Origin of the sequence: Oribacterium sp. HCP3S3_B9, from assembly GCF_052064255.1 — a bacterium.
Classification (GTDB): Bacteria; Bacillota; Clostridia; order Lachnospirales; family Lachnospiraceae; genus Oribacterium.
This window is the reverse complement of the sequence record NZ_JBQHVY010000003.1, coordinates 134575-150280: the sequence shown is the minus strand read 5'-3', so window position 1 is coordinate 150280 and position 15706 is coordinate 134575. Positions and strand designations below refer to the sequence as shown.

The 15706-nt window shown below is 54.5% G+C and carries 13 protein-coding genes; all 13 read left to right on the top strand.

All coding sequences use genetic code 11. The features are described from left to right. The first annotated feature begins 1 nt into the window (after position 1). Entirely contained in the window at positions 2-2050 is a 2049-nt protein-coding gene (gene atpA, locus ACTNC3_RS03395; protein ID WP_441226460.1) for a F0F1 ATP synthase subunit alpha, read from the top strand. A 177-nt stretch (positions 2051-2227) separates the two neighbouring features. Continuing rightward, positions 2228-3136 carry an ATP synthase F1 subunit gamma gene (gene atpG, locus ACTNC3_RS03390; RefSeq protein WP_410042765.1) on the top strand — a complete coding sequence of 303 codons (909 nt, stop codon included), beginning with the start codon at positions 2228-2230 and terminating at the stop codon, positions 3134-3136. 12 nt (positions 3137-3148) lie between these two features. Then, positions 3149-4558, top strand: coding sequence for a F0F1 ATP synthase subunit beta (gene atpD, locus ACTNC3_RS03385; RefSeq protein ID WP_410042764.1), 1410 nt, complete (start codon positions 3149-3151; stop codon positions 4556-4558). A gap of 132 nt (positions 4559-4690) precedes the next feature. After that, positions 4691-5119 carry an ATP synthase F1 subunit epsilon gene (gene atpC / locus ACTNC3_RS03380; RefSeq protein ID WP_410042763.1) on the top strand — a complete coding sequence of 143 codons (429 nt, stop codon included), beginning with the start codon at positions 4691-4693 and terminating at the stop codon, positions 5117-5119. Between the two features lie 472 nt (positions 5120-5591). Continuing rightward, entirely contained in the window at positions 5592-6428 is an 837-nt protein-coding gene (gene proC, locus ACTNC3_RS03375; protein WP_410042762.1) for a pyrroline-5-carboxylate reductase, read from the top strand. A gap of 344 nt (positions 6429-6772) precedes the next feature. Next, entirely contained in the window at positions 6773-7504 is a 732-nt protein-coding gene (locus tag ACTNC3_RS03370) for a hypothetical protein (RefSeq protein ID WP_441226459.1), read from the top strand. Between the two features lie 81 nt (positions 7505-7585). Continuing rightward, a complete protein-coding gene (locus tag ACTNC3_RS03365) occupies positions 7586-8068 on the top strand; it encodes an Lrp/AsnC family transcriptional regulator (protein WP_441226458.1) in 483 nt (160 codons plus the stop codon). After that, entirely contained in the window at positions 8065-9228 is a 1164-nt protein-coding gene (locus ACTNC3_RS03360) for an aminotransferase class I/II-fold pyridoxal phosphate-dependent enzyme (RefSeq protein ID WP_441226457.1), read from the top strand. Before ACTNC3_RS03365 ends, ACTNC3_RS03360 begins: the two co-directional genes overlap by 4 nt. Positions 9229-9230: 2 nt before the next feature. Further along, on the top strand, positions 9231-10553 hold the full coding sequence (locus ACTNC3_RS03355) for an alpha-amylase family glycosyl hydrolase (RefSeq protein WP_410042759.1): 1323 nt from the start codon (positions 9231-9233) through the stop codon (positions 10551-10553). A 194-nt stretch (positions 10554-10747) separates the two neighbouring features. Further along, the gene (gene glgB / locus ACTNC3_RS03350) at positions 10748-12829 is read left to right on the top strand and encodes a 1,4-alpha-glucan branching protein GlgB (protein ID WP_441226456.1); all 2082 of its coding nucleotides are present in this window, start codon (positions 10748-10750) and stop codon (positions 12827-12829) included. A 115-nt stretch (positions 12830-12944) separates the two neighbouring features. Then, entirely contained in the window at positions 12945-13694 is a 750-nt protein-coding gene (locus tag ACTNC3_RS03345) for a phosphotransferase family protein (protein WP_410042757.1), read from the top strand. A 189-nt stretch (positions 13695-13883) separates the two neighbouring features. After that, positions 13884-14651, top strand: coding sequence for a tRNA threonylcarbamoyladenosine dehydratase (locus tag ACTNC3_RS03340; protein WP_441226455.1), 768 nt, complete (start codon positions 13884-13886; stop codon positions 14649-14651). A 123-nt stretch (positions 14652-14774) separates the two neighbouring features. After that, positions 14775-15425: a GntR family transcriptional regulator gene (locus ACTNC3_RS03335; protein WP_441226454.1), complete on the top strand. Its 651-nt coding sequence runs from the start codon at positions 14775-14777 to the stop codon at positions 15423-15425. Positions 15426-15706 lie beyond the last annotated feature (281 nt).

Below are 15706 nucleotides of genomic sequence, written 5' to 3'. Positions count from 1 at the left end.
GATGACGCAGAATGCAAGAGAGATTGCAGAACGTTTGATTCAGCTGCAGGTTTCTCCGAGCGTGATGAGTTCGACCTCACGTATCTTTGAGGTCCTGCCGGAAACCCTTTCCGAGCTCGGTGATCCGACCGTGTCACTGGAGAAGAGAAACACCATCATCGACAGTGTGTTCCCGACCGAGGTGCGAGATACCCTGAAACTTCTCTGTGAGCAGAATGCGCTCGGAAGCTGGAAGGACATCGCACAGCAGTACAGTGAGATCCGTGCGACTGCAGAGCGCCAGACCCAGGTTCGTCTTCGCTACGTGACGAAGCCGACGGAGAAGCAGCTCCTGAATATTCAGAAGTTCGTTTTTGATAAATATAAGACCCAGTATTTCGACTTTCAGATGCAGGAGGATAAGGCACTCGGTGGTGGCTTCATCCTCGAGGTAGGCAACGATCAGTACGACTGGTCGACGAGCGGCCGCCGGAATCAGTTCCTCGAGCAGCTCCGGAATACCCGTTCCAGCCTCACAAGCGATGCCGACATCCTGACGATTCTTCAGAAGGGCATCTCAAACTTCGACCTGAAGGCCGAGAAGAAGGAAATCGGCTTCATCGAGAGCGTCGGTGATGGTATCGCCATCATGAACGGCCTCGATCATGCCATGTATGGCGAGGTCATCGAGTTCGATAACGGGACGAAGGGTATGGTACAGAACATCGAGCGGAACCGTATCGGTGTCATCCTCTTCGGTGACGAGACCGGACTCGGCGAGGGCAGTCGTGGTATGCGTACCGGTCGTATGGCCGGCGTACCGGTATCCAATGACTACCTCGGTCGTGTCGTAAACGCTCTCGGTGAGCCGATCGACGGTCTCGGTCCGATCCATGAGGACGAGTACCGCGCCATCGAGCAGCCGGCACCAGGCATCATCGATCGTCAGCCGGTCAATGAGCCGCTGCAGACCGGTATCCTCGCGATCGACTCGATGTTCCCGATCGGTCGTGGACAGCGTGAGCTGATCATCGGCGACCGTCAGACCGGTAAGACCTCCATCGCGATGGATACGATCCTGAACCAGGCGGATAAAAACTGTATCTGTATCTATGTCGCCATCGGTCAGAAGGAGTCGACCGTTGCTTCGCTCGTTGAAAACCTGAAGAAGCACGATGCGATGAAGTATACCTGCGTCATGGCGGCCACCGCTGCAGATCCGGCACCGATCCAGTACATCGCACCATATGCAGCGACCGCCCTCGCTGAGTACTTCATGTACAAGGGACAGGATGTCCTGATCGTCTACGATGATCTCAGTAAGCATGCCGTCGCCTACAGAGCGCTGTCTCTGCTTCTCGGTCGTGCACCGGGACGTGAGGCGTATCCTGGTGATGTCTTCTATCTGCACTCGAGACTCCTCGAGCGTTCCTGCCGTCTCAGTGAGAAGCTCGGTGGTGGCTCCATCACCGCACTTCCGATCATTGAGACCCAGGATGGTGATGTTTCGGCCTATATCCCGACGAACGTCATCTCCATCACCGATGGTCAGATCTTCCTCGAGAGCAACCTCTTCTTCGAGGGTCAGCGTCCGGCCGTCAACGTCGGTCTGTCCGTATCCCGAGTCGGTGGTGCGGCACAGGCGAAGGCCATGAAGAAGGCCTCCGGCTCCCTCCGTATCGATCTCGCGCAGTATCGTGAGATGGCCGTCTTCACGCAGTTCTCCTCGGATCTCGATCAGAACACCCGTGATCTCCTGACCCAGGGTAAGGTGCTCATGGAGCTTCTGAAGCAGCCACTCGGTCATCCGATGTCCCTGGCGGATCAGGTCATCACCCTTGTCACCGCGCTCAATAAGAAACTGATGAGCGTCGAGCCGAAGCATGTCAAGGAATTCCAGGGGGAGATGCTCACGTATTTCGCACAGCGCTATCCGGAGATCGGTAAGAACCTCGAGATTTCGAAGGTGCTCGATGACGATGCGAAGAAGAGCATTCTGAGCGTCGCCGACGAGTTCCTGAAGATCTGGGACAGCGAGCACAGCACATCAGGAAGCACGAGCGCAGTCTAAGCGTTTCATCATATAACGCCAATGCTTCCGGCGAAGCATCGTCGTGCAGCAGGTGAGGATTGCCTCGTCCATATCGTTATCTATACGTAGGACGTGACATTTTATCCTGCGGAGTCGAATCGGCTCCGGGACATGAGGATGCCGGCGGGAAGCATTGGCGGAAGACAGGAGTACATCATGGCAACAACAAGAGAGCTTCGGGATCGTATCTCGAGCATCGATAATACGCTGAAAATCACCAACGCCATGTACCTCATCTCCAGTACGAAGCTCCGGAAGGCGAAGACGGATCTGGCGAAAACCGAGCCGTATTTCTATACGCTGCAGACGATGATCCAGCGTATCCTTCGTCATCTGCCGGAGGATTTCACGCATCCATACCTGGATGTGCGTCGTTCGGTTCGTGAAACGATGGAACCGAGGGATTATAAGACGGCAGTCATCTGCGTGACAGCGGATAAGGGTCTCGCCGGTGCCTATAATCATAATGTGATCAAGCGGACCGAGGAGATCCTCCGGGAACGCCCGAATCATCAGCTGTTCGTCGTCGGCGAGATGGGCCGTGCATACTTCCATGCACAGAACGAGCCGATCGCGCACCACTTCCGCTATACGGCGCAGAATCCGACCCTGCATCGGGCACGTGTCATCACGGGTCATATGCTGGATCTTTTCGAGGCACATGAGTTCGATGCGCTCTACATCGTGTATACACGTATGAAGAACAGTCTGGAGATGGTCACTGAGACCGAGCAGCTGCTTCCGCTGGATAAGCTGAACGGCGGTGTGCTGGGAACGACGGTACCGATGGTCGCGGGTATGGAGGAGTTCCGTATGCGTCCGACACCGAAGGCCATCATCGACAACGTCATCCCGGATTATCTGAACGGTTTCATCTACAGTGCGCTGGTCGAGTCCTTCTGCTCGGAGCAGAATGCACGTATGACCGCGATGGATGCCGCGAACCGGAGTGGTAACAAGCTGAAGCAGCAGCTGAGCATCCAGTATAATCGGCAGCGTCAGGCACAGATCACACAGGAAATCACGGAGATCGCCGCTGGCGCCCGCGCGCAGCAGCGGAAGTAGTTAGGAGGATACATGCAGACAGGAAAAATCGTGCAGGTGATGGGACCGGTCGTCGATGTGGCGTTTGATACCACACCGCTTCCGGAGATCAAGACTGCACTTAAGGTAGATAATCATGGCAGAGAGTGTGTCATGGAGGTGGCACAGCAGATGGGGCAGAGCGTCGTGCGCTGCATCATGCTGAGTGCATCCGAGGGACTCGAGCGGGACATGGTCGTCACGAATACAGGTGCCGGAATCACTGTTCCTGTGGGTGAGAAGACCCTCGGCAGACTGTTTAATGTGCTGGGCGATGCGATCGATGGACAGCCGGCACCGGAGACGGAGGAGCACTGGGAGATCCACCGGAAGCCGCCGAAGTTCGAGGACCAGAATCCGGTACAGGAGGTTCTCGAGACCGGTATCAAGGTCATCGATCTGCTGGCACCGTACGCAAAGGGTGGTAAGATCGGTCTGTTCGGTGGTGCCGGTGTCGGTAAGACGGTCCTGATTCAGGAGCTGATCCGGAACATCGCGACGGAGCATGGCGGATACTCGATCTTCACCGGTGTAGGTGAGCGTTCCCGTGAGGGTAATGATCTCTACAGCGAGATGACCGCGAGTGGTGTCATCAAGAACACGGCGCTCGTCTTCGGACAGATGAATGAGGCACCGGGTGCCCGAATGCGTGTGGCGGAGACCGGTCTTACGATGGCCGAGTACTTCCGTGATGTGCAGCATAAGGATGTGCTGCTCTTCATCGATAACATCTTCCGTTTCGTACAGGCAGGCTCCGAGGTTTCGTCTCTGCTTGGTCGTATGCCGTCAGCCGTCGGTTATCAGCCGACCCTCGCGACGGAGATGGGCCAGCTGCAGGAGCGTATCGCGTCGACGAAGGAAGGTTCGGTTACTTCCGTACAGGCCGTCTACGTTCCGGCCGACGACCTGACCGACCCGGCACCGGCGACGACCTTCGCGCACCTCGATGCGACGACGGTTCTGTCCCGTAAGATCGTAGAGCAGGGCATCTACCCGGCCGTCGATCCGTTGGAGAGCTCCTCCAGAATCCTGACCGAGGAGATCGTCGGTAAGGAGCACTATGATACAGCACAGCGTGTACTGCAGATCCTCGAGAAGTACAAGGAGCTGCAGGATATCATCGCCATCCTCGGTATGGAAGAGCTGTCCGAGGAGGATAAGATGACCGTATACCGTGCACGTAAGATCCGTAACTTCCTGAGCCAGCCGTTCTTCGTCGGTGAGCAGTTCACCGGTATCCCGGGCAGATATGTACCGCTCGCTGATACCATCAAGGGCTTCAAGGCGATCATCGATGGTGAGATGGATGAGTATCCGGAGAGTGCGTTCTTTAACGTCGGTACCATCGAGGATGTGAAGAAGAAGGCCGAGGATATGGCGGCTGCAGACGCGAAGAAGGCGTAAAACAGGATATATATAGAGTATGCCGGCAAGACGGCCTGTGCAGCGTGCGGTCAGAACACGAAGCACGGGCGACGTATCCGGCTTCCGGCTGTGCTACAGCCGGAAGAAATCGAATTGTGAAGAGGTTTTGAAATGGCAGACACACCAGCACTGTTCAGTTTACAGGTGATTGCATCGAATAAGGTTTTTTATGATGAGCATGCACAGTATCTGAAAATCAATACTTCAGATGGCTTCCGTGGCCTGATGGCGCATCATGCACCATGTGTTGTGGCTGTCGAGACCGGACCGATGGAAATCGTGAAGCCGGACGGAGAGCGCATCGAAGTTCTCGTCAGCAGCGGTATCATGAACTGTGCGAATAACCGAATCACGGTGCTCGTCGACACCTGCGAAACCGCAGAGGAGATCGATGTGCGTCGTGCGGAGGAGGCGAAGGAGCGTGCCCTCGAGCAGCTCCGCCAGAAGCAGTCCGTCGGCGAATTCAAGATGACCCAGTCATCCCTCGCCCGTGCACTGTCGCGACTGGAGTTCTCGTCACATAAACAGCACTTCATCTGATCGCGCTTGCAGCTGAAATCGAATGTACACTAGGACGCCCGGAGGGCTGTCCCCGGCAGCACAGTACTTCGAGGTCGGAAAAATCACAAATCGGGCCCTTAGAACCGGTAGGCCCTCTGCAATCACTGAGTTTTCTTTATGAAAACTCAGCATTGCAGAGGGTGCTAAGGAAAAATTATTCCAACTGGTTCTAAGGGCCCGATTTGGATTTATTCACGACCTCTTCGTATGGCTTCCGGGGACAGCCCTCCGGGCGTTCTGACCGCTACTGTTTTCAGCAATGCCTTTTTCTGGAATACGCTATTGCGTCAGAAGTGTGAAATCTTGACACTGCGTTGCCCTCGGCCTACACTAGGGAAAACCATTGCGTAGGGCGGTGTGCTATCATAACGCCTCATCACTGAAATGAGTGGGACACGCCTGTGAAATGGGTATCATAAAACCTCTGAGTATTTTATGAAAGGATTTAAATATGAAATCACTGAATGAACTTCATATCGGATTTATCGGATTAGGAAATATGGGAGGTGCAGTGGCCGAGGGCTTCATCCGTGCGGGCATCCCGGCGGGTAATATTTATGCCTGTGGCGGACACTTTGAGAAGCTCACAGCACGCTGTGCTGAAATCTCTGCACTTGCGCCTTCGGACGGTGAACACGCAGCCGGTATGCATGCCTGCCATGACGTCGCAGAAGTAGCCGATGCGTCGGACCTTATCTTTATCGCTGTGAAGCCGGTAAAGATTCCGACGGTCATCAAGCCATACGCAGCGCACTTCGCTGACAAGCTGATCGTTTCGGTAGCGTGGGGCTATGACCTCGCACGTTATGAGAAAGAAGAAATCCTTCCGGCATCTGCGCACCTTCTCTGCACGATCCCGAATATCCCGGTTTCGGTCGGAAAAGGCATCTTCATCGCCGAGAAGGCGACGAGTCTTACATCGGAGGAGGAAACCCTGGTTCACAGCTTACTTGAGAAGATTTCTATGGTGATTCCGGTCGAGACCGCGCAGCTCAACATCGGCGGTATCATCGGCGGCTGTGCACCTGCCTTTGCGGAGGTCTTCATGGAAGCGATGGCCGACGCGGCCGTCATGTACGGCATCCCGCGTGCGACGGCATATCCGCTCGTATCAAAGATGCTCGAAGGCACCGCAGCACTGCAGCTTGCAAGCGGAAAGCATCCGGCTGCGATGAAGGACGATGTCTGCTCACCGGGCGGTGCAACGATCTGCGGCATCGCTTCCCTCGAGGAGCACGGCTTCCGAGGTGCGGTCATCGATGCCGTCAAAGCCATCCAGGGCGACTGATCCAGGGCGTCGAGGTGTCAAGAAGACAGCCCAGGAAGCCCGGAGGGGCACTTTGGACATTCTGGCGTGTGTGGCCCTATAATAAAAACTTGTCAGCGCATCGGAAAGAGTGTATTATATAGGGCATCATTTGAAAAACGAAGATATAGAGATTTAAGGAGATAAGTCGATATGATGAGTCCGAAGCAGAAAAAGACCGTATCCGCGGTTATCGTCATTGCCCTCGTTGCCGCAATGGTGCTGACCATGGTTCTTCCATATATTCTTTGATGGACACAGAATGACGGAGAGACAGCCCAGCGGGCTGTCTCTCTTTATTTATAGAAACAAGTAGAGAGACGTTTATGAAACATGATATCACTCCTGGCCAGGATCTGGTCATGATCGGTGAGGTCGGAACGTATGCGCTTCGTGTCCTTCTCGATCGGCGAATGACAGACATCAGAAAACGATTCGGCACGGCGTACCTCGCGGAGGAAGTGGAGGGGCTGGATGCTCGAGCCTGCCGCCCGGAGGGCGCTCCTTCGGGTTCGTGTGATCCGCTGGAGCAGCTGCTTCCGGGCTATCAGAAAAACTATGGCGTCACGAAGTGCTGGCCGGTGGCGAAGGGCGGTGCCCTGAAGGCACTGTGGGACTTCTGCGCATCGGAGGGCATCGACCCGGAGACCGGGAAGAAGCGAGGCGATGGTGTGGGCTGCGAGTTCCGCTATGATCGCATCCCGATCCGTCAGTTTACGATGGAGGTCTGCGAGCTGTTCGACCTCTTCCCGTACCGGCTCTGGTCGGAAGACTGCTGGCTGCTGGCCGTCGATCGGGGCACACAGCTGGTGGAGGACTTCCTGAAGGCGCAGGCAGGCCTGGCAAAGGCCGGTGCTGATGCGATTTTCGAGCAGGGAGACCGCGCCGGCTTCGACGCATCCCATCGCCGGACAGAGGAGCCGATCCAGGCGGCTGTCTTCGGACGCTTCACGAAGGGAAAGAAGCGCCTCCGCGTGGATGGCGTCGAGCCGGCCTACCTCACCCGTGAGGACTACGAGGAGCTGGAACGTTACCTGGAGGGCGCGAAGCGAAAGTAAATATTAAGTTGTCTGCAGCCTGTCGGATGTTTAAAATAAAAATGTTGTGCGCCGACATCTGAAAAAGAGGAGTATAGAACCATGAGAGAGAAGATTCTTGCAATTATCGAAAAAAATTCACGTCTGACCACAAAGGACATCGCCGATATCCTCGGTGAGAATGAGGAGAGAGTGAAGGCAGAAATCGAGAGTATGGAGCAGGAGGGCATCATCTGCGGCTATCATACGCTCATCAACTGGGACAAGACCGCCGACGAGCGTGTCGATGCGCTGATCGAGGTGAAGGTGACACCGCAGCGTGGACAGGGCTTCGACTCCATCGCCCAGCGTATCTATCAGTATGATGAGGTGGATGCGGTGTACCTCATGTCCGGATCCTTCGATTTCACCGTGATGATCAAGGGCAGAACCATGAAGGAGGTGGCACTGTTCGTTTCCGAGAAGCTGTCTCCGATGGATTCCGTCCTGTCCACCGCGACGCATTTCGTGCTGAGAAAGTATAAGGATCACGGCACCGTCATCGAGCAGCCGCGTGTTGACGAGAGAATGAAGGTGTCCTTATGAGAAGTCCATTAAATGATCGAATTACAGAAATCCAGCCGAGCGGCATCCGTAAGTTCTTCGACATCGTGTCGGAGATGGAGGATGCGATTTCCCTCGGTGTCGGCGAGCCGGATTTCGATACCCCGTGGCATGTACGTGAAGAGGGTATCCACTCCCTCGAGATGGGCCGTACCTTCTATACGTCCAATGCTGGCTTAAAGGAACTGCGTGTTGAGATTTCAAACTACGTAAACCGCCGCTTCGGTGTGAGCTATGACCCGCTGAGTGAGTGCATGGTCACCGTCGGTGGCTCCGAGGCGATCGACCTCGCGATGCGCTGCATGCTGAATCCGGGTGATGAGGTCCTCATCCCGCAGCCGAGCTACGTTTCCTACACCCCGTGTGCCATCATGGCGGGTGGTGTGCCGGTGCCGATCGAGCTCGAAGAGAAGGACGAGTTCCGTCTGACCCCGGAGAAGCTTCTCGAGAAGATCACGCCGAAGACGAAGCTCCTCGTGCTGCCGTTCCCGAACAACCCGACCGGTGCCATCATGGAGAAGGAGGACCTCGAGAAGCTCGTCCCGATCATCGAGGAGCATGACCTCTATGTCCTCTCCGATGAGATCTATGCAGAGCTTACCTACAAGGGCGAGATGCACAGTATCATCGAGTTCCCGGGTATGCGCGATCGTACCGTATACATCAACGGCTTTTCGAAGGCCTACGCGATGACCGGCTGGCGTCTCGGCTACTGCTGTGCACCGAAGCCGATCCTCCGGCAGATTCTGAAGCTGCACCAGTTCGCCATCATGTGCGCACCGACGACCTCGCAGTATGCTGCCGTCGAGGCACTGAAGAACGGCGATGAAGATATCGCCCGCATGCGCGAAGCCTATGACCAGCGCCGTCGTTTTCTTGTGACGCGTCTTCGCGACATGGGCATGGACTGCTTCGAGCCGTATGGCGCATTCTATGTCTTCCCGTCCATCAAGCGCTTTGGCATGAGCTCCGAGGAGTTTGCGAACCGCCTGCTTCAGGAGGAGAAGGTCGCGATCGTCCCAGGTACTGCCTTCGGTGACTGTGGAGAGGGCTTCATGCGTATCTCCTACGCATACTCCATCGATGACCTGAAGAAGGCGCTCGACCGTATCGAAGCCTTCGTGCGCAATTTTCGGAGGTGAATATGGCCTGGTATGACAGTGCTGTTTTTTATCATATGTATCCGCTCGGCATGGTGGGTGCCGAGAAGCAGAACGATGGCGGAGAGATCCGTCGACGCTTTTCTGAGCTCGACGCCTTCATCCCGTACCTGAAGGTGCTCGGCTGCGATGCCATCTACATCGGCCCGCTCTTCGAGTCCGGCAGTCATGGCTACGACACCACGGATTATAAAACCGTCGATCGTCGATTGGGGACCAATGCAGACTTCCGCCACTTCGTGGATACAGCGCATAATTACGGCATCCGTGTCGTCGTCGATGCCGTGTTTAACCACACCGGTCGTGGCTTCTTCGCGTTTAAGGATATCCAGGAGAAGGGCTGGGACAGTGCGTATAAGGACTGGTACAAGGGCGTTGGTTTCGATGGCGGTTCCCCATGGGGCGACCGCTTCCACTACAGTGCATGGCGCGGTGCCTGGGAGCTCCCGGAGCTGAACTTCAACTGCGAGGGCGTCCGTAAATATCTGATTGATGTCGTGCAGTACTGGATCGATACCTTCGACATCGATGGTCTCCGTCTCGACTGTGCCGACGTGCTCGATATGGGCTTCCAGCATACGCTTCGCTACTTCACGAACCAGATGAAGCCGGAGTTCTGGCTGATGGGCGAGGTGATCCACGGTGAGTATGCACGCTGGGTCAATCCGGAGACCCTGCACTCGGTGACGAACTACGAGCTGCATAAGTCGATCTACAGTGGCTTCAACAGTCATAACTTTTTTGAGATCGCGCATAATGTGAACCGTAATCTTACGATCGGACGGGATCTGTATCTCTTCCTCGAGAACCATGATGTGGATCGTATCGCGTCGAAGCTCGAAAATAAGAACAATCTCCGCCCATGCTATATGGCGATGTTTACCCTGCCGGGTAAGCCGTCCATCTACTATGGTGGCGAGTTCGGCCTCGAGGGTGTGAAGCAGGGACCGGATGATTCACCGCTGCGTCCTTCCATCGACCTCGATGAGATGAAGCCGAACGACTTCACCTCCTATGTTGCGAAGCTCGCGGAGATCCATGGCAAGAACTCGGAGCTCCACATGGGCCAGTATAAGGAGCTGTATCTCCAGAACCGTCAGTGGGCCTACGCCCGCGTGGACCATAACAGTGCGGTTGTGACGGCGCTCAACAACGATGAGCAGCCGGCCGTGTTCTATGTGACCCTTCCGATGAAGGCGGAGCTTGCCTTCGACCTGCAGACCGAGGAGACGATCCCGATCGAGCCGGATAACCGTATCATGATCCGTCTCGAGGCGAATGCCGGCCGGATGATCAAGGTGAAGTAGTACTGTGTATGATGAGACGACCGAAGGGCTGCGGGTGGCAGACTTCCGGGCGTCTCAAACTACACAACTAAAGAACATGAATGTGCCGTATAATAAACGGCTCTGCACAATATGGTAAAAATGTCAAAATGAGGGGAAAATCCCCTCGTTTTGTTGTATAATATGATCACGACAAAATATAAACGGAGGACATCATGGCCACCAGATCCAGGAAAGCAAAACCGGCCGGAAGTACAAAACCGGCCACAGGCGATACACAGAAAACCACGGTAAAGAAAACCGCGCCGAAGACCGCGAAACCAGCGGCGCCGGCGGCACACAAGAGTGCACCGAAGAAAGAGGAGCAGAGGCCCGTGACGAGCGCTTCGCCGGAAGCATTGGACCCGGTCTTCATCACCGAGCTCGATCGCTACCTCTTCGGCGAGGGCCGTGATTATAAGATTTATGAGAAGATGGGTGCGCACCCGGCGACGCTGCACGGAAAGAAGGGCATGCACTTTGCGGTCTGGGCACCACATGCGAAGGCCGTTTCCATCGTCTGTGACCGGAACGCGTGGGATGTGGAGGCGAACTACATGCTTCCGCTCGAGACCAGCGGCATCTACGAGGGCTTCATCGAGGGCATGGGCTTCGGTGAGATTTACAAGTTTGCGATTCATACACAGCGTGGCGACATCCTGTATAAGGCGGATCCGTATGCATTTTCCGCAGAGTTCCGTCCGGGTACGGCATCGATGACCGCAGATCTCTCGGGGTATGTCTGGGGAGACCAGAGCTGGATGAGTACGCGCGCGAAGACGCCGACCTTCGCACAGCCGATGGCGATTTATGAGTGTCATCTCGGCTCCTGGCGGAAGAAGAACCGCGAGGAGAAAAACGGCTTCTATACCTATACGGAGGCGGCACATGAGCTCGCGGAGTACTGTAACGATATGGGCTACACCCACGTGGAGCTGATGGGAATCGCAGAGCATCCGCTTGACGCCAGCTGGGGATATCAGGTGACCGGCTATTTCGCACCGACGAGCCGTCATGGCTCTCCGAGGGAGTTCATGTACCTGGTGGATTATCTTCACCAGCATGGCATCGGCGTGATCCTCGACTGGGTACCGGCACACTTCCCGAAGGATGCGCAGGGACTGGCGGATTTCGACGGTACCCCGACCTATGAGTATGCCGACCCGCGGAAGGGTGAGCATCCGGACTGGGGCACGAAGATCTTTGATTACGGTAAGAATGAGGTACAGAACTTCCTCATCGGAAACGCGTTGTACTGGTATGACGAGTATCACATCGACGGACTCCGTGTCGATGCGGTGGCGTCCATGCTCTACCTCGACTATGGCCGCAAGGATGGCGAGTGGGTACCGAACAAGTACGGCGGAAACGGAAACCTCGAGGCCATCGAGTTCTTCAAGCATCTGAACTCCATCATCCTCGGTCGGAAGGACGGCAGCATCATCATCGCAGAGGAGTCGACGGCATGGCCGAAGGTGACGGCGGCGCCGGAGTATGACGGCCTCGGCTTCACCTACAAGTGGAACATGGGCTGGATGCATGACTTCCTCGACTATATGAAGCTGGATCCGTACTTCCGTAAGGGGGCACATAACAAGATGACCTTCGGTATGAGCTATGCTTCCTCCGAGAAGTTCATCCTGGTGCTGAGCCACGACGAGGTCGTCCATCTCAAGTGTTCGATGATCAACAAGATGCCGGGTCTCTATGAGGATAAGTTCCGAAACTTAAAGTGCGGCTACCTCTTCATGTTCGGTCACGCCGGCAAGAAGCTTCTCTTTATGGGACAGGATTTCGCACAGCTGCACGAGTGGGATGAGAAGGTCGCCCTCGACTGGTACCTCACCGAGGAGCCGGAGCACAGGGGCGTGCAGAATTTCATGCGTGATCTCCTCCATATGTACCGGAAGTACCCGGCGATGTGGGAGCAGGACGACAGCTGGGAGGGCTTCGAGTGGATCAATGCGGACGACGCCGACCGCTCGATCTTCAGCTTCATCCGGAAGGATCATACCGGAAAGAACAGCCTTGTCTTCGTCGTCAACATGACCCCGGTGGAGCGTCCGGACTATGCGGTCGGTGTTCCGACGCGCGGCCGTTATACGCTGATTTTCGATGAAAACGGCGCCGTCAGCTCGAAGGACGGACGGAAGAATGCCTACCAGGCGAAGAAGGGCGAGTGTGATGGAAGACCATACCACGTCGCGTACCCGCTCCCGGCGTATGGCTGTGCCGTCTTCCGCTTCCAGTATCATTGAGCCGGTATAGATAAAAAGTTATAACGGGAAAATTTGTTATTAATTTAACAAATTTGTATTCCTTTTATCATGAAGTGTAGTAAAATAGACTCATACTTAAAAAAGGAGAACAACTATGGCTAGAGAATTATTATCGAAAAAAGCGGGCAAGAGTGTTTATCGCGATGGTGATAAGATTCTGAAGATTTTTGAAAAGTCGTTTGACAAGTCAGAAGTTTTTCATGAAGCCTTCGCCCATGCACGTGTAGAGACCATCGAAGGCCTCCATGTACCGAAGATTCTCGGAATCTACGAGGAGGATGGCCAGTGGGTGATCGAGCGTGAGTACATCGCCGGTAAGACACTCGAGGAGCTCATGAAGGAGCATCCGGAGAAGAAGAACGAGTACATCGCACAGATGGTCGATCTTCAGATGCTGATGTTCACGAAGAAGGCTCCGCTGCTTCAGAAGCTGCGCGATAAGCTGACCTACCAGATCAATGGCCTCAACACCATCGATGCAAGCACGCGTTATGAGCTCCTGACCCGTCTCGAGTCCATGCCGAAGCACTTCAAGCTCCTGCACGGTGATTTCCGCCCGGATAACATCATCGTCGCAGAGGATGGCACGATGTACCTCATCGACTGGGTACATGCCACCCAGGGTAACGCAAGCGCCGACGTAGCGAGAACCTACACGACACTCTACCTCGAGGATCGGGATGCGGCAGAGCAGTACTATCAGGATTTCTGCGCGAAGACCAACACCGACAAGGGCTATGTGCACAAGTGGCTTCCGATCGTCGCCGCTGCGAACCTTACGAAGCAGCGTCCGGAGGAGAAGGAGATCCTCGAGAGCTGGCTCAATGTCGCCGACCTGATGTAATCCGCACCGCCTTCGGCACCGGTAGCATAAGCGCACGGTCCGAAGACCTGCAGTTCTGATTGACAGACATCCGAAAAACAGAATATGATAAGAAGCGCTGACGTGATAAACGCCAGCGCTTTTTTGAATTTTAGAATTTTTTAATGGGGTCAGACCCCCTTACGATTTTCTTACGAAAGAGGAGAATTTATGCCAGATCAGTTTTCGAGAACCCGTCTCCTGCTGGGCGCAAAGGCCGTGGATGTCTTACAGCACGCCCGTGTCATCGTCTTCGGTGTCGGCGGCGTCGGTGGTTTCGCAGCCGAGGCCCTCGCGCGTGCCGGCGTCGGTACGATCGACCTCGTGGATAACGATACCGTCTGTCTTACGAATATCAACCGTCAGATCATCGCCACCCACCAGACCGTCGGGCGCTATAAAACCGAGGTGATGGCGGAACGCATCCATGACATCAACCCGGATTGCGTCGTCCATCGACACGAGTGCTTTTTCCTGCCGGAAACCAGTGCGGAATTCCATTTCGAGGAGTATGATTACGTCATCGATGCGGTCGATACCGTGACGGCGAAGATCCAGCTCGTCATGGCCTGTCAGGCAGCCGGTACGCCGATCATCAGCAGCATGGGCGCCGGTAATAAGCTTGATCCTACGAAATTCCAGGTCGCGGACATCTATCAGACCTCGATCGACCCGCTCGCCCGCGTCATGCGCAGAGAACTGAAGAAGCGCAATGTGAAGCATCTGAAGGTCGTATACTCCACAGAAGAAGCATTGACCCCGCTCGTGGAAGAGGAGGATCCTGTCTCCGCCGGGGAAATATCACCGGATGTCGAGCACATCAGCGGGCGCCGCTCGACCCCGGGCTCCGTCGCGTTTGTGCCTTCCGTCGCCGGGTTGATCATCGGTGGAGAGGTGATCAAGGACCTCACGAAGGAAGCGCAGAGCGCATTACGTTAAATATGCATGAATTTTTCACAGATTTTGCATGGAAAGCTGTACATACAATTCGTAAAAAGCATGATAAGATGATAACAGTATTTTGTATCCGTGATAGAGCGGATGCATACGTATGGGGGGAAAATGAGAGCACCATCAAATCTGAAGGATTTCGTATATAAAAGTATAGAGGCGGATCTCTTGGCCGGAAATCTGCATTCCGGAGATATCATCAATGAGAAGGATCTGGTGGAAAAGTACGGCGTAAGCAAGTCACCGGTGCGCGATGCGCTGATCGCGATGTGTGCCGATGGTATCCTGAAAAGCATCCCGCGTTATGGATATGAAGTGATCTCCTATTCGGTAGAGGATGTTTACTCCATGCTGCAGTTCCGTCTCGTTTTAGAGAGTGGCTTTCTGAAGCAGCGCATCGTAACCTTAACGGATCGTCAGATCGATGAGCTGGAAACGCTCAATGTTGACTGCCAGAATGATGACAGAACACCGTTTGAGCACTGGGCTGCGAATGAGAACTTTCACTTAAAGCTGATGAGCTTCTGGCATAACGACTATGCCCTTCAGGAACTGCGCCTTACGATGCACCGTCTCACACGTGCGTATGCACAGTTCTACTGGAACAGCAACCGGGATGTTCTTCTGTCTCGTGATACGGAACATCATACCGATATCATCGAGAGTCTTCGCAAGAAGGATGCAGATGAAGCCATCCGTTTTATCAGTATGGATCTGCATAATTTCGGCGGCTTCGAAGATTTCTTCCGGCAGGCGAGATAGCGGCCGCTGTTTTTCTGATTTTACAGGAAGAAAAATATGGTAAACAGCTGTATGCGGTATGTATTTGTATAAAAAGTACAAATGCATACCGCTCTTTTTATCGGTTTTTACGAATTGCACAATCGAATCTATATGGTATTATTGAATTTATCAAAGCTGATAATATTAATGATGTGGTTATTGCTACGGTTATTATTACGGTTATTACCACGAACAGTGAAAATGCACATACAGAAGATAAAAAAATATGTGTGCACAGGAGCAGAGCACGATTCTGGAAG